The organism is Methylobacterium sp. 001424705 (genome assembly GCF_059816145.1).
The window spans coordinates 304180-323203 of sequence record NZ_JCBANU010000001.1 but is presented as its reverse complement, the minus strand read 5'-3'; the positions used below and the strand labels follow the sequence as shown (position 1 = coordinate 323203).

Annotated in this window: 18 protein-coding genes and 1 tRNA gene; 11 read left to right on the top strand and 8 right to left on the bottom strand. The window is 67.6% G+C overall.

What is annotated here, in order from left to right:
- The first annotated feature begins 22 nt into the window (after positions 1-22).
- Entirely contained in the window at positions 23-1318 is a 1296-nt protein-coding gene (locus AC6EUL_RS01530; protein WP_499868436.1) for an arsenic transporter, read from the top strand.
- Between the two features lie 113 nt (positions 1319-1431).
- Complete coding sequence (locus AC6EUL_RS01525) at positions 1432-1725, top strand: hypothetical protein (RefSeq protein WP_499868435.1); 294 nt, start codon at positions 1432-1434, stop codon at positions 1723-1725.
- 2 nt (positions 1726-1727) lie between these two features.
- Here the strand turns inward: AC6EUL_RS01525 and AC6EUL_RS01520 are convergent, their stop codons facing one another.
- Together AC6EUL_RS01520 and AC6EUL_RS01515 are read right to left on the bottom strand one after the other, a co-directional pair.
- A complete protein-coding gene (locus AC6EUL_RS01520) occupies positions 1728-2108 on the bottom strand; it encodes an energy transducer TonB (protein WP_499868433.1) in 381 nt (126 codons plus the stop codon).
- Positions 2109-2362: 254 nt separating this feature from the next.
- Positions 2363-2788 (bottom strand): DUF3291 domain-containing protein, encoded by a 426-nt coding sequence (locus tag AC6EUL_RS01515; RefSeq protein ID WP_499868431.1) that lies wholly within the window; start codon positions 2786-2788, stop codon positions 2363-2365.
- Between the two features lie 746 nt (positions 2789-3534).
- On the opposite strand from AC6EUL_RS01515, the gene msrA reads away from it, so the two are divergent.
- Positions 3535-4053: a peptide-methionine (S)-S-oxide reductase MsrA gene (msrA, locus tag AC6EUL_RS01510; RefSeq protein ID WP_056270717.1), complete on the top strand. Its 519-nt coding sequence runs from the start codon at positions 3535-3537 to the stop codon at positions 4051-4053.
- A gap of 397 nt (positions 4054-4450) precedes the next feature.
- Here the strand turns inward: msrA and AC6EUL_RS01505 are convergent.
- Positions 4451-4526, bottom strand: a tRNA-Thr gene (locus tag AC6EUL_RS01505).
- 225 nt (positions 4527-4751) lie between these two features.
- Here AC6EUL_RS01505 and AC6EUL_RS01500 point away from each other — a divergent pair.
- The 3 genes from AC6EUL_RS01500 to AC6EUL_RS01490 are packed head-to-tail and all read left to right on the top strand — an operon-like array spanning position 4752 to position 6350.
- Positions 4752-5225: a tellurite resistance TerB family protein gene (locus AC6EUL_RS01500; RefSeq protein ID WP_056218101.1), complete on the top strand. Its 474-nt coding sequence runs from the start codon at positions 4752-4754 to the stop codon at positions 5223-5225.
- A 13-nt stretch (positions 5226-5238) separates the two neighbouring features.
- A complete protein-coding gene (locus tag AC6EUL_RS01495; RefSeq protein ID WP_056270714.1) occupies positions 5239-5637 on the top strand; it encodes a CidA/LrgA family protein in 399 nt (132 codons plus the stop codon).
- The gene (locus tag AC6EUL_RS01490) at positions 5634-6350 is read left to right on the top strand and encodes an LrgB family protein (RefSeq protein ID WP_056270712.1); all 717 of its coding nucleotides are present in this window, start codon (positions 5634-5636) and stop codon (positions 6348-6350) included. Before AC6EUL_RS01495 ends, AC6EUL_RS01490 begins: the two co-directional genes overlap by 4 nt.
- 3 nt (positions 6351-6353) lie before the next feature.
- On the opposite strand, the gene AC6EUL_RS01485 is transcribed toward AC6EUL_RS01490, so the two are convergent.
- Together AC6EUL_RS01485 and AC6EUL_RS01480 are read right to left on the bottom strand one after the other, a co-directional pair.
- On the bottom strand, positions 6354-8465 hold the full coding sequence (locus tag AC6EUL_RS01485) for an ABC transporter ATP-binding protein/permease (RefSeq protein WP_499868429.1): 2112 nt from the start codon (positions 8463-8465) through the stop codon (positions 6354-6356).
- A gap of 138 nt (positions 8466-8603) precedes the next feature.
- The gene (locus AC6EUL_RS01480) at positions 8604-8897 is read right to left on the bottom strand and encodes a hypothetical protein (protein WP_156389580.1); all 294 of its coding nucleotides are present in this window, start codon (positions 8895-8897) and stop codon (positions 8604-8606) included.
- A gap of 195 nt (positions 8898-9092) precedes the next feature.
- Between AC6EUL_RS01480 and AC6EUL_RS01475 the strand changes: the two genes are divergently transcribed.
- Positions 9093-9725 (top strand): 2OG-Fe(II) oxygenase, encoded by a 633-nt coding sequence (locus AC6EUL_RS01475; RefSeq protein ID WP_499868427.1) that lies wholly within the window; start codon positions 9093-9095, stop codon positions 9723-9725.
- A gap of 645 nt (positions 9726-10370) precedes the next feature.
- Here AC6EUL_RS01475 and groL read toward each other — a convergent pair.
- Positions 10371-12014, bottom strand: coding sequence for a chaperonin GroEL (gene groL, locus AC6EUL_RS01470; protein WP_056273599.1), 1644 nt, complete (start codon positions 12012-12014; stop codon positions 10371-10373).
- Positions 12015-12099: 85 nt separating this feature from the next.
- Complete coding sequence (gene groES / locus AC6EUL_RS01465; protein WP_018042554.1) at positions 12100-12387, bottom strand: co-chaperone GroES; 288 nt, start codon at positions 12385-12387, stop codon at positions 12100-12102.
- 213 nt (positions 12388-12600) lie between these two features.
- On the opposite strand from groES, the gene AC6EUL_RS01460 reads away from it, so the two are divergent.
- The 4 genes from AC6EUL_RS01460 to AC6EUL_RS01445 all read left to right on the top strand — a co-directional run bounded on the left by AC6EUL_RS01460 (position 12601) and on the right by AC6EUL_RS01445 (position 17989).
- A complete protein-coding gene (locus AC6EUL_RS01460; protein ID WP_499868424.1) occupies positions 12601-13611 on the top strand; it encodes a magnesium transporter CorA family protein in 1011 nt (336 codons plus the stop codon).
- Positions 13612-13699: 88 nt separating this feature from the next.
- A complete protein-coding gene (locus AC6EUL_RS01455; RefSeq protein WP_499868422.1) occupies positions 13700-15154 on the top strand; it encodes a lipopolysaccharide biosynthesis protein in 1455 nt (484 codons plus the stop codon).
- 101 nt (positions 15155-15255) lie between these two features.
- A complete protein-coding gene (locus AC6EUL_RS01450; RefSeq protein ID WP_499868421.1) occupies positions 15256-16443 on the top strand; it encodes an FAD-binding protein in 1188 nt (395 codons plus the stop codon).
- A gap of 163 nt (positions 16444-16606) precedes the next feature.
- Positions 16607-17989, top strand: coding sequence for a heterodisulfide reductase-related iron-sulfur binding cluster (locus tag AC6EUL_RS01445; RefSeq protein WP_056211501.1), 1383 nt, complete (start codon positions 16607-16609; stop codon positions 17987-17989).
- Positions 17990-17996: 7 nt separating this feature from the next.
- Here AC6EUL_RS01445 and AC6EUL_RS01440 read toward each other — a convergent pair whose 3' ends face one another.
- Positions 17997-18980: an MBL fold metallo-hydrolase gene (locus AC6EUL_RS01440; protein ID WP_499868420.1), complete on the bottom strand. Its 984-nt coding sequence runs from the start codon at positions 18978-18980 to the stop codon at positions 17997-17999.
- Positions 18981-19024 lie beyond the last annotated feature (44 nt).

The window sequence follows — 19024 nt, the reverse complement described above, 5'->3', positions numbered from 1 at the left end:
GCGACACCAACAAGAAACGCCGATGCTCGCCCTCGCCATCTTCGTCGTCACCCTGGTCCTCGTCATCGTCCAGCCGCGAGGGCTCGGGATCGGATGGAGCGCCCTCGCGGGGGCCACCGTCGCCCTGGCCACCGGCGTGATCCAGCCCGGCGACATCCCGGTGGTCTGGCACATCGTCTGGGACGCCACCTTCACCTTCGTGGCGCTGATCGTGATCTCCCTCCTCCTCGACGCGGCGGGCTTCTTCCAATGGGCCGCCCTGCACGTCGCCCGCTGGGGCGGCGGTCGCGGTCGCCGGCTGTTCCCCCTGGTGATCCTGCTCGGCGCCGCCATCGCGGCGGTCTTCGCCAATGACGGGGCCGCCCTGCTGCTCACCCCGATCGTGCTGGCGATCCTGCTCCGGCTGGATTTCCCGCCGGCGGCCGCGATGGCCTTCATCGTCGGCTGCGGGTTCGTCGCCGATTCGACCAGCCTGCCGCTGGTCATCTCGAATCTCGTCAACATCGTTTCGGCGAATGTCTTCGGCATTTCCTTCGGCCGCTACGCCGCCGTGATGGGGCCGGTGAACCTCGTGTCCCTGGCCGCGACCCTCGCGGTGCTGTGGCTGTTCTACCGGCGCGACCTCGACACGACCTACGCGGTATACCGTCTGGACCCGCCGGCCTCCGCCATCCGCGACGCCCGCGTGTTCCGGGCGGCCTTCCCGCTTCTCGCCGTGCTCCTCGGCGCCTACTTCGTCACCGCCCCGTTCGGCGTCCCGGTCTCCGCCGTCACCGGTGCCGGCGCACTCCTTCTGCTCGCCCTCGCGAATCGAAGCGGCGTGATTCCCCTGCGGAAGGTCCTCGCCGGGGCCCCCTGGCAGATCGTGCTGTTCAGCCTCGGCATGTACCTCGTGGTCTACGGCCTGAAGAATGCCGGCCTCACCGAACTCCTCGCCCAGGGCCTGGTCCGGCTCGCCCAGGCGGGCCCGGTGGTCGCCACCCTCGGCACGGGCGTCGCCGCCGCCCTGCTGTCCTCCGTGATGAACAACATGCCGAGCGTCCTGGTGGGGGCGCTGGCGATCCAGCAGGCCCCCGACCTGTCGCCCCTGACCCGCGAATTGATGATCTACGCCAACGTCATAGGCTGCGATCTCGGCCCGAAATTCACGCCGATCGGCAGTCTCGCGACCCTGCTGTGGCTGCACGTGCTCGACGCCAAGGGCCACCGCATCACCTGGGGCCAGTACATGCGGGTCGGCCTCCTGATCACGCCGCCGGTCCTGCTGGCGAGCCTCCTCGCCCTGGCCCTCTGGCTCCCGCATCTCGGGACGCCGTGAGCCGCCCGCGGCCTGCGCCGCGGCGCGAAATCGCTCGGCGACCAACAATCGTGAATGCGCGCTCCGGCCCGATGCCGGACCCTGTCCGCTCACCGAGGCTCCGAGGGTGTCCCATGAGAGCGGCGTTGGAGGAGGGGCTGGCGGCCCTGGAGCGGATCATCGCCACGGCCGAGGAGCGCCGGGTCGACCAGATGATCCGGATCGCCGTTCTCCTCGCCGAGGAACGGGACCCGACCGACGCGCAGGACGCATTGCGCCGGACCGAGCGCCTCCTCAAGATCATGCGGACGCAACGGACCCTGCTGATCGGCGTCCATCCGGTGCCAACCGACCCCGTCGGGCAAGTCGATGCCTCCCTCGCGGCGGTCCTGTCCGGTCCGGCGCCGGACCGCGCCGCACGCCTGTAATCTCACCGCTGCACCTGGAGCGGGAAGCTGAGTTCCGTGGTGCCGGCCGGGGTCAGAAGCGGCGCAGGCGGCGGGCCGAACGGCCCGGCTGCCCGGACCAGGCTCCGTGCCCGCTCATCGAGATCCGGCACGCCGGAACTCCGCTCGACCTCCACCCGATTGACGAAGCCGTCGGCCGCGATCTGGACCCGCACCCCCACCGTTCGGCGCCCGCGCTTGCGCCAGGCGGGGGCTGGGCCCCCCTCGGCCATATCGATCTTCGCGAGTACCGCCGACACCCAGCCCGTCACCTCCGGAGAGGGGCGCTCCCGTGCCTCGAGCCCCGCGCCGCTCAAGAGCGTCGCGCCAACGCTGATCCAGCCGACGACCGAGCGCAGTCTCATCGTGGGTACTCCAGCACGCTGCCGTCAGAACGTTCGACCGGTCCGGCCCGCCGGGCCATCCACCCCGCGGCGCCGATGAAACACAAACGGCGCAGGGCCTTGAGGCCGCTGCGCCGCTGGTTCTGGCCGCCGAGGGGGCGAAGGCGGCCGCAGGTGTGATGCGCCCGGATCGCCCGCGCGGATGTGCGCCGAAACACGCCCAGTGCGACGTGACCGGTTGCGGTTGCATCCACGGCGGCTTGCGGGCCTGTCCCTCACGGTGCCGAGGGTTTGATCGGCCCGCTCCGCGTCAGGCGCGGTGGACGATAGTCCAGAGTTGCGTGATGCGGACTGGGGTGCCGCACCTGGGACGGGCGTCCGTCCGCGCGCATCCTCTGATCCGCTTCGGCCCAGGATGGTGGTCCGGCCCCGGGCTGCGTCCAGTGGACCAAGGAAGCTTCGTCACACCAATGGATCAGCTTCGGCATCGCCTGCCGATGCGCGCCGGCCATCATGTACCGGCGCATGGCAGCCTCGTCGTCCCACACCGTCATGGTCCAGAAGGTCCAGGCATGATCGGCCAGGATTGATCCCGCCCGGAACCCGGCCGCCTTCCCCGCCTGTCTCTGCGTGCGGACGGCGTGGACGGCAAAGCCCGGCAGGAACCGAACCGAGCGGATTCTCAAGCGCGTGATACTCACGAAGGGCACGTCATGCAGTCCCCGGTCACCTCTCGTTGCGACGGTTCTTCAGCCAGATTAGACCATCAGCCGACCGAGCGGGAATTCGTCCGCCGCATGGTCCCTTCCTGTGGTTGCGGACCGATCCGGGCTTCTACGCCATTCTCGCTTCCGACATGCCAATGATCAAACGCTGGCAACGTGCCGAACGGCACGGTTTTTCCGGTTGTGAGATGCCGGTTCGACATCGCGTTACAAGCCGCATCTAGCCGAAACTTGATGGAGACCATGCAAACCCGGTTGGACGGCGCTACGGATCCGCGTGTTGCTTCGTTTTGGCTGCATTTGTTATGCTCGCCGAAGCCGTTGCTTCGCCTACGGTTACGCGGTGCGTTAAGGCATTTGGCGGGCGTCGCTGCCGACGCGGTACCCTGTGGACATCAACCCCCCGGCGGCGACATCACCCGCGTCTCCAGCGGGTATGGCCGCCAACCCCCTTTGCACCGGAGGAGAATGCCGAGCAGGACAGCTTCCTAGTCTGGCAGTCCGGCCGTACCTCTGGGGGGACGTCTCGGTCACCCCGCACATCGGGGTAGGGGATATCGAAACACCCTGACTGCACCTGCCCGCCGCACCGCGCGACGCGGCGGCAGGTCCAAACTCATCGCGACGGTGTCCCGCGACAACATCGAACGGCGGCAAAAGGCGCTGCGGCACCCTATCTATTCACCAGCGACGTCAGGCGTCGATCCGGGAGAGAGGGAACCATGAGCCATGAACGCGCAGTCCTCGCAGGAGGATGCTTCTGGGGGATGCAGGACCTGATCCGGCGGCAGGAGGGCGTCGTGTCGACCCGTGTCGGCTATACGGGGGGCGATGTTCCGAACGCAACCTACCCGAACCACGGCACACATGCGGAGGCGATCGAGATCATTTTCGATCCCGAGCGGACGAGCTTTCGCCGGGTGCTGGAATTCTTCTTTCAGATCCACGATCCGACAACCCCGAATCGGCAGGGAAACGATCGTGGCCTGAGCTATCGCTCGGCGATCTATTACACCGATGACGCTCAACGCCGGGTCGCCGCGGAGACCATCGCCGATGTCGATGCATCGGGTCTCTGGCCCGGAAAGGTCGTCACCGAACTGGCTCCCGTCGGGCCTTTCTGGGAGGCCGAGCCTGAGCACCAGGATTACCTCGAGCGCCGCCCCGACGGCTATACGTGTCACTTCATCCGCCCGAATTGGCGGCTTCCTGTGAGGACGCCCGCTTCGCAGAATGCCTGACCGTCGGGGATCCCGCGAAGTGCCTTGTCCGAGGCGGTTGGATCGGTTGGTGGACTGGCTGGACGTCTGTCCGACCGCGAGGTTCTGGAATCACTCGGCCGGATTGGCTACGTCAGCACGGGTATCGGTCTAATTGCTGCCGTTCGCGAACGCTCCGGCGCTGCGAAGACGGGCCAACCGGACCTCCAGACCGCAGGACAGCCCCGCTGCCGCGCAGACGATCCCGTCGACCTCCGGACGAGGATCGCACGGCGCGGTGGTTCGGTTTCGGGTCGATCGTGTCGTGACCGGGAGGGGCCTTCCCTTGCCGATGCGCTTTTCGAGGCACGCTGAGAGCCGAGACTGCGCGATGCCGATCGACCGACCGGCCTGATTGTGGTGCTGAGACAGGAGGAAGTGGTGCCGCAAGAGGGATTCGAACCCCCGACCCCCTCATTACGAATGAGGTGCTCTACCAGCTGAGCTATTGCGGCGCGGTTCCTGATCGGACGCTGATGTCCAACGGGACCGTTCGGGGGAGGGTCATATCGGTCGTGGCGTGGAATGGCAAGCTTTGACCGGCATTGTGGGCGGTGGAATGCGCGGCGAAAAGCGGTGCAGCACGGCCACGGTGCCGGGGCATCGTGACGGCGACACCGCCGGTTGCTTGACGGCCCGGTGGTCGACCTCGAAGGATTCGCGGCGTTCCGAGGATCTCCATGTCCCTGATTGCCCGACTCCGCGCCTATGCCGCCGAATCCTTCGGTCTCGGAAGCCATGCCACGGCGGCTGAGGAGGCCGATGAGCGCTTGGCAGCGATCGCGCTCCTCGTGCATGTGGCGCGGGCCGACGGTATTCTCGCCCCCGAAGAGACCGAGCGCCTCGGCCGTCTGGTCGAGGGCCGGTTCACAGAGACCAGGGCGGAGGCTGAGGCGCTGATCGCGCGGGCCGCCGCGTTCGACGCCCAGACCCGCGACATGGCACAACTCGTCGAGATGATCGGGCACGAGGTCGGGCCGGATCGGCGGGCCCGCCTCCTTGCCATGGCTTGGTCGGTGGCCGGAGCGGACGGTAGCGTTCACGAGTTCGAGGAGGCCCTGGTCTGGCGTCTCGGCGGCCTTCTCGGCCTCGATGAGGCTGCTATCGGCGAGGCCCGGCGCAGTGCCGCGGAAGGGCAGGTCTCGCTTAGTTGAGCGCGCTGCCACGATGATTCTCAGCCTCACTCTGATCCTCCTGGCACAGCTCATCGGCGAGGCGCTGGCGCGGTCGAGCCACCTGCCTGTGCCCGGACCCCTGATCGGCATGGCGTTGCTGTTGCTGTTCCTGGTCATGCGGGATCGAGCCACCCACCTGGCCCCCCGAATGTTGGCGCCCCCCCTGGTGGACGGTCGCCTGGAAAGTACCGGCAAGGGGCTTCTCGCCAATCTATCGCTGATGTTCGTGCCGGCCGGAGCCGGTATCGTCGGTCGCCTCGACGTTCTGGCCGTGCACGGAATCGCGTTGGCGGTGGTGGTCGTGGTCTCGACAGTCACCACTCTGGCCGCCACGGCCTTGACGTTCGTCGCAGTCTCGCGCTGGCTCGCCAAGCCGAAGGCGCGGCCGTGACCGGCGACTTCGCCGTTTGGGTCTATCTCTCGCGGACGCCGCTTCTGTGGCTGACCGTGACGCTGCTCGCTTACGTGGTGGCCGACCGGATTGCTCTGGCGACTCGCCGCCATCCGCTCGCGAACCCAGTCCTCATCGCCATCGCGCTCACCGCTGCCGTCTTGGAGCTTACGAAGACGCCCTACGCCACCTATTTCGAGGGCGCCCAGTTCGTGCACTTTCTGCTGGGGCCGGCCACCGTGGCACTGGCGATTCCCCTCTATGAGTATCGTGCCACGGTGCTGCGCTCTCTTGCGCCGATGCTGGCAGCCCTCGTTGTTGGTTCGGTGGTCGCGCTGAGCTCGGCCCTGCTGTTGGGCCAAGCTTTCGGTATTCCCCGTGACGTCATCGTCTCACTGGCGCCGAAATCCGTGACAACCGGCGTCGCGATGGGCATCGCTCAGACACTGGGCGGAGACCCAACGCTCGCCGCCGTCATCGTCATGCTCACCGGCATGACCGGCGGCATCCTCGTCACACCGCTGATGAACGTCCTACGCATCCGGGACATGCGGGCCCGCGGCTTCGCGGCCGGTCTCGCCGCCCACGGCGTGGGCACCGCACGCGCCTTCCAGGTGAACGAGGTGGCGGGCGCCTTCGCGGGCATCGCCCTTGGGTTCAACGCGTTCCTAACCGCGATCCTGGCACCCATCGCGGTGACGTTCCTGCGCTGAACCTTACTCGGCGGCGACGGGCGACGGCACGTCGCGGGGCACGAACCGGCCATCATTGGCAGGCTGCATGTCGAGGCGGCGTTCGTGCAGGGCGTGCAGGGTCGACCGATGGCCGATTGAGACGATGGTGGTGCCGGGCAGGCGCTCCCGCAGCATCCGGTAGATCGCAGCCTCGCTCGGCTCGTCCAGGGCGGCGGTGGATTCGTCGAGAAACAGCCAGTCGGGCTTGGCAAGGACAGCGCGGGCCACCGCCAGCCGCTGCTGCTCGCCGCCGGAGAGGCGCTGATCCCAGGCATCCACCTCGTCAAGACGGTCGACGAGCGCCGGCAACTGGGCAGCCACCAGGGCGTCGCGGATCGCCTCGTCCGGGAACATGTCCGTGGTGTTCGGGTAGACGACGGCGCCGCGCAGGGTCCCCAGGGGGATGTAGGGTCGTTGCGGCAGGACCAGGGCCGACTGTCCCTTGGGCAGGTCGATCCGGCCCTTGGCGAAGGGCCAGATGCCCGCGATGGCACGGAACAGGGTCGACTTGCCGGAACCTGAGGGACCCGTGAGAAGCGTGGCGCCGCCCTTGGTGATGGTCAAAGCGTCCGCGGCCACGATCTCCCGTCCGTCCGGCAGGCCGAGGCTGAGCTTCGAAGCGGTGACGTCGCCCTTGGTGTCGTTGCCCTGGATCAGGCCTTCGCCGGTCCCTCCGATCGCCTCCGCCTTGGTCATCGCCTGCCGGAACGAGGAGAGGCGGTTGGTGTTGGCGCGGTAGGCCGCGATGGTAACGTAGGAATTGATGAAGAACGACAGCGAAGACTGCACGCTGCTGAAGGCATCGCCGGTCTGTTGGAACTGACCTAGGGTGATCTTCTTCAGGAAGTAGGATGGCGCGGCGAGGATGTAGGGAAACACCACGCTGATCTGGCTGTAGGACAGCGTGAAGCTGCCGAGCTTGATCCGCCGGACGATGATGTCGAGGTAGTTGTCGACGATCGCGTGGAACAGGCTACCCAGGCGCACCGTTTCGGCACGCTCGCCGCGCAGGAGGGCGATCTGCTCGCCGTAGATGCGGGTCCGGGCCAGGGAAAAGCGGAAATCCGCCTCCACCTTCTCCTGGCGGAAGTCGAGGCCGATGAGGGGGCGTCCGATGACGTGCGTCAGCCAGGTTCCGACCACCGCGTAACCGACCACCAGCCAGACGAGGAAGCCCGGCACCACCGTATCGGTGAAGGGCAGCACGAAGTCGCGCGACAGGCCCCACAGGATGACCATGAAGGACACCAGGGTCGCCGCCTGAGACAGGAGCCGGATGGACAGCGTGGTGGTCTGGGAGATGAAGAGATTGATGTCGCTCTGGATGCGCTGATCCGGGTTGTCCGCACTCTCCCCGGTGAAGGGGACCCGGTAATGCGTCCCGGCATCCAGCCAGCGACCGTAGAAGCTGCGGGTCAGCCAGGTGCGCCAGCGGATGTGAAGCGTAGCATCCACGAAGGTGTCGAACATGCCGACCACGACCCAGATGGTGGCGAGCGGCGTGAACACCCAGACCAACTGGTACCAGAAGGCGTCGGCGTTGTATTCCTGGAGGGCGTTGAACAGGTCGCGGAACCAGAAGTTCAGCCGCAGCTGCAGGGCGACCTGTGCGAAGGTGATGAAGATCGACAGGGCGACGAGGCGCTGGCCAACCTTCCCCTCCGTGCTGCCGAACAGGCGGAAGGGTCCGATCTCCCGTGTCGGCTTGTCGGTGGTGGCGAAATAGGGATCCGCGATCAGCGTGATCGCCCGGATCGGCTCGAGGTACGAGATCGCCAAGACGATGCCGGCGAACACCACGGCCCCGGTTGCGGCGAAGCTCGGCGGCAGGAGGGCGGCGAGCGTCGGGGGCAGGAAACCCATGACCGCCAGTTGCTTGGCTCCGGCCAGGAACAGGTAGCCGACGCCGTAGACCGAGACGAAGACCTTTAGGTATGACGAGAGGCGCCCCGATGCGAGCAGGATGCCTGCCATGGCAAGGCCGCTGAGACTGACGTAGAGCGGTGCGGATACGCCGGGTGAAACCAGGAGCGCGAGGGCGAAGAGCGCCGTGACGGCGGCTTGCAGGCCGAGGCCTGTCCTCAATACGGCCACGCGCGTCTCCCCTCAGTTCTTGTCATCGTCCGGCGCCGTGCCCCGGGGGGGACCGCCCATGCATCGGCATTGCAGGCGGGTCGTGGCGAGATCGTGGCGCACCGCTGCGGCGGACTATCCTCGTACCGCCGGTCCGTCTCACCAGTCCCAGTCGCCGAATTCCGGCTCGCGGCAGCGATAGCCGATCGGGCATTCCGGGTTGTCCCGGGTGGGCACGAAGCGGAGTTCGGCGATTTCGGTTAGATTGCATTGGCTACGGTCCCGTACGAAGCGCTCGGGCGCTCCGCCGGAACTGATCGCGACGGAACCTCGGGTCTTCACCAGAGCCATTGCATCGGCACAGATCATGCGCTGGGTCGTCGAGAGGGGGCTCTGGGCACTGGCCGGCGTCGCCAGGGCGACGCAGAAGGCGAGTGCGAGGCGTCTCGTCACGATGCTCGGCGCCACTTTTCAGTTTCGATACGGTCAAGCATGGCAGTTTCCGTGTTGCGCGGAAAGGGCTTGCCGTCCGCTTGCCGCAATCGGGCGCTCTATCCACCGGGATTGCGCCCTCGCAGCGGCGCTCCAACCCAGCGTGCACCCGCTCAAACCGGGCCTGGTGCGCCCGAACGGACGAACGTCGAAGCCATGACGGGATTGTCGATCCTCAACCTTGATGCCGTGCGGGCCGCCCCTGTCTCGCGCGAGCCCTACAGTTTCTTTCTCGGCAATGACGTGCTCAAGCCCGAGGCCGTCGACGAGATCCGCCAGGATTTCCCCGCGATCGCCAAGCCCGGCTATCTCACGGTCGACGAAGTCGCCCTCAAGGGTCGCTTCAAGGCGCTGATCGACGAGCTTGAGAGCGATGCGTTCTCCCGCATCATGGGCGAGAAGTTCGGCATCGACCTGGTCTCTTGCCCGCGCCTCACCACCATCATGAAGCGCAGCCAGCTGAAATACGGCTCGATCCACACCGACGGCCCGTCGAAAGTGATGACGATGCTGATCTACATGAACGATGCCTGGGACGCTCCGGCCGCCGGCCGCCTGCGGGTGCTCTACGACGGCAAGAACTACGAACCCTTCGCGGTCGAGGTGCCGCCCACCATGGGCACGATGTTCGCCTTCCTGCGCGCCGACAATTCCTGGCACGGCCACGAGCCCTTCGAGGGCGAGCGCCGCGTCGTGCAGGTGGCATGGGTCAAGGACGCCAGCGAACTCGAGCGCAAGAAGAAGCGCAACCGCACCGCCCAATTCCTGAAGGGCATCTTCGGACGGTAGGTCCGCGCCAAATGCCTGTTTGGCTCCGGTTTCAAGGGACCGGGGCCCCCCACCCGATCGGCAGCGCATCGTTTCCGCGCGATCCCGGCAGCAAGCCTGACCGTTCGCGCTTCGGAGATTCCTTAGGTCCCGGTCGGCTTCCCCTCACTCACACCCCTCTCTGTCGACCCGGTTTCCGCCGAAGCGGGGCTGGATTTCTGCGCGCGCCGTCGGCCGCCCCGACATGTGCGGCGAAGATCGCGGGTGGTACGCGCGTGAGCCTGACGATAGCGGGATCGGAGACTCTCTCCACTCGGCTCTGCAGACATTGCGCAGCCCTGACAATCGCGTGTTGCCGTGTCCGCCAGGAAATGCCTTCCGGACGCCGACGCGCGACGCATCGATCTGCGTCGCTCGCATGTTTCGCGCGTCCGGTTCGCCTGGCCCCCCCGGTCCGCGGCTTGCCGCCCCAACCGACAGCGACGGGAAACGACTTTGGGGGGAGAACCGCCTACAGCTACGGCGAAGGCGGTGCGGGGAAAGAAAAAGGCCGCCTGACGCGCCTGCTGCTGTCCCGACCATTAGGCCGCCGATGGCTGTGCCGCGGATGAAAAAAGGGGCCGCCTCGCGGCGACCCCCATTCCGATAAGGTGCAGTTCGGACGCCTTAGAAGTCCATGCCGCCCATACCGCCGCCGCCCGGCATCGCCGGGGCGCCGCTGTCCTTCTTCGGAGCATCGGCGATCATGGCTTCGGTGGTGACGAGGAGGCCGGCGATGGAGGCGGCGTCCTGCAGGGCGGTGCGCACGACCTTGGCCGGGTCGACGATGCCGGCCTGGATCATGTCGACGTACTCTTCGGTCTGGGCGTTGAAGCCGAAGGTGATCGAGGACGTGTTGTCGGTGATCTTGCCGACCACGATCGAGCCCTCGACGCCGGAATTCGCGGCGATCTGGCGGATCGGAGCCTCGAGGGCCTTCAGCACGATCTTGATGCCGGCCTGGACGTCCGGGTTGTCGCTCTTGAGAGCACGGACGGCCTCACGGGCACGGAGGAGGGCGGTGCCGCCGCCGGGGACGATGCCCTCTTCCACCGCAGCGCGGGTGGCGTTGAGCGCGTCGTCGACGCGGTCCTTCTTCTCCTTGACCTCGACCTCGGTCGCGCCGCCGACGCGGATGACCGCGACGCCGCCGGCGAGCTTGGCCAGACGCTCCTGGAGCTTCTCACGGTCGTAGTCCGAGGTGGTCTCCTCGATCTGCGCCTTGATCTGGCCGACGCGCGCTTCGATATCCGCCTTCTCGCCGAGACCGTCGATGATCGTGGTGGTCTCCTTCTCGATGCGGATGCGCTTGGCGCGGCCGAGCATCGGGAGGGTGACGTTCTCGAGCTTGATGCCGAGATCCTCGGCGATCATCTGACCCTGGGTCAGGATCGCGATGTCCTCGAGCATGGCCTTGCGGCGATCGCCGAAGCCCGGAGCCTTGACGGCCGCGACCTTCAGGCCGCCGCGCAGCTTGTTGACAACGAGCGTAGCGAGCGCCTCGCCCTCGATGTCCTCGGCGATGATGACGAGCGGCTTGCCGGTCTGCACCACGGCCTCGAGAACCGGCAGCATCGCCTGAAGCGAAGACAGCTTCTTCTCGTGGATGAGGATGTAGGGGTCCTCGAGCTCGGCGACCATCTTCTCCGCATTCGTAATGAAGTACGGGGAGAGGTAGCCGCGGTCGAACTGCATGCCCTCGACGACGTCGAGTTCGGTCTCGGCCGTCTTGGCTTCCTCGACGGTGATGACACCCTCGTTGCCGACCTTCTGCATGGCGTGGGCGATCATCTCGCCGATTTCCTTGTCGCCGTTGGCCGAGATGGTGCCGACCTGGGCAACTTCCTCGGACGAGGCGACCTTCTTGGCGCGGCTCGTGATGTCCTTCACGGCGGCGGTGGTAGCGAGGTCGATGCCGCGCTTCAGGTCCATCGGGTTCATGCCGGCGGCGACGTACTTGGCGCCTTCGCGGACGATGGCCTGCGCCAGAACGGTGGCCGTGGTGGTGCCGTCACCCGCGATGTCGTTGGTCTTCGAGGCCACTTCGCGCACCATCTGGGCGCCCATGTTCTCGAACTTGTCGGCGAGCTCGATCTCCTTGGCGACGGTGACGCCGTCCTTGGTGATGCGCGGGGCGCCGAAGGACTTCTCGATGACGACGTTGCGGCCCTTGGGGCCGAGCGTGACCTTCACCGCGTCGGCGAGGATGTCGACGCCACGGAGCATCTTCTCGCGGGCGTCGGAGGCGAAGCGGACTTCTTTCGCTGCCATGTCAGATCCTTGTCAGTGATGGGCCCCGAGGCGCCGGACGGCACCCTCGAAGGGCTCGTGAACGGGAGGAGAACCGAAACCCGACTTAGGCGACGACGCCCATGATGTCGGATTCCTTCATGATCAGGAGGTCCTGACCGTCGATCTTGACCTCGGTGCCGGACCACTTGCCGAACAGGACGCGGTCGCCGGCCTTGACGTCGAGCGGGTTCACCCGGCCGGCCTCATCGCGGGCGCCGGGACCGACGGCGACGATCTCGCCCTCTTGCGGCTTCTCCTTGGCGGTATCCGGGATGATGATGCCGCCCTTGGTCTTCTCTTCGCCTTCGATGCGGCGGACGACGACACGGTCGTGCAGCGGACGGAACTTCATGAGCTGCCCTCTTGCTTCAAATTCGTGGATGGCGTTGATGCGGCGCGGCAGCGCGCTCAACCCAGGCCGTTAGCACTCGCCTTGGGTGAGTGCTAACGATGGCGTCGAGTTAGGCGCGGAAGCCGTTCGAGTCAAGACTGTCGCAGGCTCCGACGACGATCCGGCGACAGGATCATCCCCCGATCCCACAAGCCGCCGGAAAGTCCTTCGCGGATGATCAAGCTTCATGGTCCGCAGGGCGCGGTCGAGCCCGAGGCACAGGCGCCCGCGACAGCCTATCCGTCGGAGGTCGTATGGATCGATCTCGATGATCCGAGCGCCGAGGAGGCCGAACGGGTCGAGGCCTGCACCGGCATCCGGGTCCCTTCGCGCAAGGCCCTCAGCGAGGTGGAGAATTCGAGCCGCCTGAGGCGTTTGAAGACCGGGTTCTCACTCTCAACCCCGATGGTCACCTTCGACAAGCTCGATACGCAGTTGAAGCCGTTGGGCTTCGTGCTGACCCGGGACCGCCTCGTCACCGTGCGCTTCCACGAATTGCGGGCTTTCGCGGAGGTCAAGAAGCGCATCGACACCGGCGATGGGCCGGGCACCACCTCCACCGAGATCTTCCTTCTCCTGATAGAGGAGCTCGTCGACAGCCTCGCCGATGCCCTCGAGGACATGGGCGCCGACCTCGACGAGTTGTCCACGCGGATCTTCGATTTCGACGTCCGCAGCGGTGCGCCTGCCGGGGACACCAAGCTGCGCAACCACACGCCGCGCCGGCGCGACCTGGCGCTGCGCCGAATCCTGCGCGGCATCGGACGCCGCGGGAAGACCCTCGGTAAGGTCCGGTCGAGCCTCCTCGGCCTGGAGCGGATCGTGCCCTTCGTGGCCAACGAGTGCGAGCATATCCTCGGCGAGGAACAGGTGCCGCGCTTCGAGGCCGTGCGGCGCGACATTGCCTCCCTCGACGAGTTCGAGATCCGGCTCTCCGAGAACGTCCAGTTCCTTCTCGACGCGACCCTCGGCTTGATCAGCATCGAGCAGAACAACACCTTCCGCGTTCTCACCGTGGCATCGGTGGTCGGCATTCCGCCGACCCTGATCGCTTCGATGTACGGAATGAACTTCAAGCACATGCCCGAACTCGAATGGGCCTACGGCTATCCCTACGGCCTCGCGCTCATCCTCGTAAGCGCCATCATTCCGATCGTTTTCTTCCGCATCCGGGGTTGGTTGTAACCGGTTAATGGACTGTCAGGCCTCCTGCGCTAGAGCTGTGCGCGGCGATGCCCCGTCCAGCCGGCCTCCGAGGATGACCCGTCGCGCCATGGCCGTGATCGCTGCCTTCGTCCTCAATGCCGGCCTGAACTTCGTCCTCGGCCTCCTCATCGCCAAGCTGCTGGGACCAGCGGAGTTCGGTCTGTTCGCTCTGGCGACCGCCGGTGCGATCGTGGCCAACACCGTCCTGTTCGAGTGGCTGCGTCTGTCCGCGACACGATTCTATTCAGCCCGGGTCCGCATCGACGAGCCCTGGATCCGGCAGGGTTTGGACCGGGCCTACATGGCCCTCACGCTCAGTCTCTTCGTGGCGGCCTTGATCTGCGCGGGACTGGGTTTCACGCTCGAGCCCAACGCGGGAAGCCGCCTGGCGATCACAGCGGGCGCCGCGGTCGCCGCATTGGGCATCGGCGTGTTCGATTATCACGCAGCGCTCGCCCGGGCGCGCTTCGACGGCCGGCTGTACTTCAATCTCGTCGCGGTGAAGAACGGCCTCGCCTTCGTGCTGATGGCGGGTGCCGCCTGGTTCTTCCCCCAACCCGTCTGGGTTCTGACGGCGGCCGGGATCAGCCAAGCCTTCGCGATCCTGCTGCTGTATCGACCGCTGCGCGATCCGATCGTTCCACGCGTACGGCTGAAGCTGCGGGAAGCCTGGCGGCTCTTCGTCGCCTACGGCCTACCCCTCATCGCGGCCAACGCGATCTACCAGCTGCTGCCGTTCCTCAATCGGGGCAGCATCGCGTCCCATGCGGGCCTCGCCGAGGCGGGCTACTTCGCCCTCGCCGCCGATGTCACCACTCGGAGCATCGGCACCCTCGGGACCGCCCTCGATCTGCTGCTCTTCCAGCTCGCGGTCCGGGTCGAGGAGGAACAGGGGCGTGCCGCGGCCGAGCGCCAGGTCGGGCTCAATATCGGCGTGGTGGTTGCGCTGCTTCTGCCCTGCGCGGTCGGGTTCTGGGCCGTGCTCCCGGCCCTCGAGGCGCTGGTGGTGCCGGAGGCCTACCGCGGCCCCTTCGCCGCTTATGCGGGGCTGATGGTTCCGGGCTTCTTCTGCCTCGCGATGACCAACTTCGCCCTCAATCCGATCTTCCAGATTCGTCGGCGCACGCGCCCGGTCATCGCCGCCGCTCTGGTTGGGCTCGCCCTCAACGGGCTCGGGCTGTGGCTCCTGCCGTCCCGGTACGGTCCCGAGGGCGTCGCGATCGCACAGACCGCCGGCCTCGGGGCCGCCACCCTCATCCTGGCCTGGCGTGCGCTCACGGGACCCCAGCGCCTGCACCTGCCCTGGTGGGAAATCCTGGCTGCCAGCATCGCCTCCCTCGCCATGGCGCTCTGCCTGTTACCCCTGCGCCATATCGAGCCGACACGGGCGCTGCTGCTTTCCGTGCCTCTCGGCGTGGCGATCTACGGTGCGCTCGTCTGGCTCTTCGACATCGCGGGCCTGCGCGGTCACGTGGCGGCGCGGTTGACCCGTTCACCACCCGAGACCGCACCGGCCGAATAGCCGTTCCTGACCGGATGCCATCGGCGTGAACCTCCTCTAAGGTGGCTCCACAGGAACAGGATCGAGGGTGCCGCAGAGTGCCCCGGATCGGGTGGGATTCGATGCGTACATATGAGCCTCACGACGAGGGCGCCGCGGCCGAGATCGTCCGCGGGGCGGTCGAGAGCCCGGAGCGGCTTCGCCTCGTTGGCGGAGCGACCAAGGCTGGGATCGGCCGACCGGCCCAGGACGAAGCGACGCTCTCCAGCGTGGCTCTGACCGGCATCACACTCTATGAACCCGCCGAGATGGTCGTCGCCGCCCGGGCCGGGACGCCCCTGGCCGAGGTTCAGGCCCTCCTCGCGGCGCGCGGTCAGATGCTGCCCTTCGAGCCCATGGACCACCGCTCCCTGATGGGCACGACTGGCGAACCGACCTTCGGCGCCGTGGCGGCCGCCAACAATTCCGGACCGCGCCGGATCAACGCGGGCGCCGCCCGCGACAGCCTGATCGGCGTGCGCTTCATCAACGGACGGGGCCAGGCGATCAAGTCGGGCGGGCGGGTGATGAAGAACGTCACCGGGCTCGACCTGGTGAAGCTGATGGCCGGCTCCTGGGGCACCCTGGGTCTGCTGACGGAAGTGACGTTCAAGGTGCTCCCCGTTCAGGAACGGGTCGCCACACTCGCGTTCCCGGACCTCGACGATGCCCGCGCCATCGCGGCCTTGAGTGCGGCCCTCGGCTCGCCCTTCGAGCTGACCGGAGCCGCTCACCTGCCGGCCGGGATCGAAGGCGGGGCGGCGCGGACGCTGATGCGGATCGAGGGTTTCTCGGAGTCGATCGATTATCGTCTCGGCGAATTGCGTCGCCTGCTCAAGCGCTTCGGCCAGCCCGAGATCGTCGAGGGCGAGGCGGGGACAGCGCTTTGGGCCCGCATCCGCGACGCTGCGAGCTTCGCCGAGCCGCGGAGTGCCGCGGTCTGGCGCATCTCCACTGCGCCGACCCGCGGCCCCGCCGTCACCGCCGCGATCGGCGCCCAGCGCGACGCCCGTTGGTTCTACGACTGGGGCGGTGGGCTGGTCTGGCTCGCCACGGATGCCGGGGGCGATGCCGGCGCCGAGGTCGTCCGGGCGGCCGTGCGCGCACAGGGTGGGCATGCGACCCTGGTGCGGGCACCCGATGCCGTCCGGGCGGCCGTGCCGGTCTTCGAGCCATTGGCCGAGCCCCTGATGCGGATCACCGCGGGCATCAAGGCGGCGCATGATCCCCATGGCCTGTTCAATTCGGGGCGGATGTACGCCGGTCTGTGAGCGAGGGGCGGTGCGGGACGAGGTCGCGTCGATCGCGCTCTTCGGAGCGATTCCAAGGCTCGGCAACCGGCGCGAGACCCTCTAAACAGCAGGGACTAAGAACGACGATGCCGACGCGGGCCGGACCCGATGGACGGCACGAGGGTGGACCCGAGGACGCACCGTGCAGACCAATTTCAGCCTGACGCAGCTCGCCGATCCGGCCATGGCGGCGTCCGAGAAGATCCTCCGGACCTGCGTGCATTGCGGGTTCTGCACCGCGACCTGCCCGACCTATCTCCTGCTCGGCGATGAACTCGATTCCCCGCGCGGGCGGATCTACCTGATCAAGGACATGCTGGAAGGCGGAAAACCGGCGGTGCCGGAAGTCGTCAAGCATGTCGACCGCTGCCTGTCCTGCCTGTCCTGCATGACGACCTGCCCCTCGGGCGTGCATTACATGCACCTCGTCGACCATGCGCGGACCTATATCGAGGAAACCTATCGGCGTCCGTTGAGCGACCGGCTGCTCCGCAGCGTGCTGGCCTTCGTGCTGCCCTACCCGAACCGCTTCCGCCTGGCGCTGCTGGGGGCAAAGATCGGTGCTCCCTTCCGGCCCCTGGTGGCGCGCCTGCCGCGGGTCGGCAACCGCCTCGCGGCCATGCTCGACCTCGCCCCGGCCCATCTGCCGAACCGCAATCCCACCGACCGGCCCGGCACCTTCCCGGCCGAGACGCGGGCCCTGGAGGCGAGCGCGGCGTTGCATGGGTATACCGCGCCGTCGCGTCGAGGTCGCGTGGCTTTGCTGCGCGGGTGCGCCCAGAGCGTGCTGCGTCCCGATTTCAACGAAGCGGCGATCCGGCTCCTGACCCGGCACGGGGTCGAGGTGGTGCAGGCCGCGGGGGAGGGCTGCTGCGGCGCCCTGACCCACCACATGGGCAAGGCGGATTCGTCGCATGCCCAGGCCCAGCGCACCATCGACGCCTGGATCGCCGAGATGGACGGCGCCGGGCTCGACGCGATTCTCGTCACCGCCTCCGGCTGCGGCACGACGATCAAGGATTACGGCTTCATGTTCCGCGAGGACCCGGCCTACGCGGAGAAGGCGAAGCGCGTGTCCGCCATCGCCAAGGACGTCACCGAGTACATGGCCACCATCGGGTTGATGCCGCCGATCGTCGAGACCGACCTCGTGGTCGCCTACCACTCGGCCTGCTCGATGCAGCACGGCCAGGGCATCCGCACCGAGCCGAAGAATCTCCTGAAGACGGCGGGCTTCACCGTGAAGGACGTGCCCGAGGGCCACATCTGCTGCGGCTCGGCCGGCACCTACAACATCCTCCAGCCCGAGATCGCCAACCGCCTGCGGGACCGCAAGGTCGCCAACATCGAGCGGATGCGCCCCGACGTCATCGCCACCGGCAACATCGGCTGCGCCACCCAGATCGGGAAGGGCACGGCGATCCCGATCGTCCACACGGCGGAGCTCTTGGACTGGGCGACCGGCGGCCCGAAGCCGGCGGCCCTGGAGGGGCTGCCGGACCGGACGATGGCGGCGGCGGAGTAGAGGCGCGTCAGCGCTCGCTCCGGTCCGCCATCGGGATCCAGCGGTACCCGAGCCCGTCGCGGACGACGTATCCGAGCGACGGGAAGGCGGTGTGGTAGCCGGCGACGAGGACGCGGTCGGTGGCGGCCATGTCGTAGATCGTCCGTCGGGTCGCGGCGCCGGCCGCCTTGTCCATGTCGAACAGGGCGTGCCAGTCGGGCCGGGCCAGCGAGGCGACCTCGTGATGGGCGCAGTCGCCCCAGACCAGCAGGCGCTGGCCCTCGCTTTCCACGTTAAAGGCAAGGTGGCCCGGCGTGTGGCCGAAGGCCGCCACGGCGTCGATGCCCGGCACCACCGTCTGGCCCGGCGACACGAAGCGGATGTGCTCGGCGAGGGGAAGCAGGTGGCTGCGGAAGACGCGGGCCGACTTGTACGCGTTGCCGTCCGGCGGGCCTGCCAGGCGATCGTCGTCCCTCCAGAAGGCGAATTCCCGGTCGCCCATGACGTAGCTGGCCCTGGGGAAGAGCGGGCGCCCATCCTCCAAGAGTCCGCCGATATGGTCGGTGTGGCAATGCGTCAGGACTACGAGGTCGATCGCGTCCGGCGACAGGCCGGCCTGCCGCACCCGCTGCGCCAGCTGCCCGCCGGCCGGGCGCGGGATGAAGCCCACCGCCCCGTTCCCGGTGTCGAACAGGACGGTCTCGCGGCCGGTCTGGACCAGGATCGGCGTGAAGCCGGGCTCGAAGCGGTCCGGCGGAAGCCGGTTCTCCCGCATCAGGGCCTCGACCTCCGCCTTCGGACGGTCCTCGCCCACGATCGGCCAGGGGCCGTCGATGACCGCGTCGGCGTCGCACAGGGCGGTGACGGTGAAGGCACCGAGGCGGATCCGCCGCAGGCCGGCGGAGAGGCTCGGGGGCAGGGCTTGCGTCGGTATGCCCGCCCGTGCGGCCGTCGGAAGGGCGAGGCCGGCGACCAGGGTCGCGGCGAGATGACGACGGGTGAGTTCGGTCATCGCTGGACGTTTCCCGAGAGGGCCGGTTCCGTCAGGATGTGTGC

Coding starts and splice junctions, on each gene's coding strand:
- AC6EUL_RS01530 (WP_499868436.1), top strand. CDS start 23: ATGCTCGCCCTCGCCATCTTCGTCGTCACCCTGGTCCTCGTCATCGTC.
- AC6EUL_RS01525 (WP_499868435.1), top strand. CDS start 1,432: ATGAGAGCGGCGTTGGAGGAGGGGCTGGCGGCCCTGGAGCGGATCATC.
- AC6EUL_RS01520 (WP_499868433.1), bottom strand. CDS start 2,108: ATGAGACTGCGCTCGGTCGTCGGCTGGATCAGCGTTGGCGCGACGCTC.
- msrA (WP_056270717.1), top strand. CDS start 3,535: ATGAGCCATGAACGCGCAGTCCTCGCAGGAGGATGCTTCTGGGGGATG.
- AC6EUL_RS01500 (WP_056218101.1), top strand. CDS start 4,752: ATGTCCCTGATTGCCCGACTCCGCGCCTATGCCGCCGAATCCTTCGGT.
- AC6EUL_RS01495 (WP_056270714.1), top strand. CDS start 5,239: ATGATTCTCAGCCTCACTCTGATCCTCCTGGCACAGCTCATCGGCGAG.
- AC6EUL_RS01475 (WP_499868427.1), top strand. CDS start 9,093: ATGACGGGATTGTCGATCCTCAACCTTGATGCCGTGCGGGCCGCCCCT.
- groL (WP_056273599.1), bottom strand. CDS start 12,014: ATGGCAGCGAAAGAAGTCCGCTTCGCCTCCGACGCCCGCGAGAAGATG.
- groES (WP_018042554.1), bottom strand. CDS start 12,387: ATGAAGTTCCGTCCGCTGCACGACCGTGTCGTCGTCCGCCGCATCGAA.
- AC6EUL_RS01460 (WP_499868424.1), top strand. CDS start 12,601: ATGATCAAGCTTCATGGTCCGCAGGGCGCGGTCGAGCCCGAGGCACAG.
- AC6EUL_RS01455 (WP_499868422.1), top strand. CDS start 13,700: ATGGCCGTGATCGCTGCCTTCGTCCTCAATGCCGGCCTGAACTTCGTC.
- AC6EUL_RS01450 (WP_499868421.1), top strand. CDS start 15,256: ATGCGTACATATGAGCCTCACGACGAGGGCGCCGCGGCCGAGATCGTC.
- AC6EUL_RS01440 (WP_499868420.1), bottom strand. CDS start 18,980: ATGACCGAACTCACCCGTCGTCATCTCGCCGCGACCCTGGTCGCCGGC.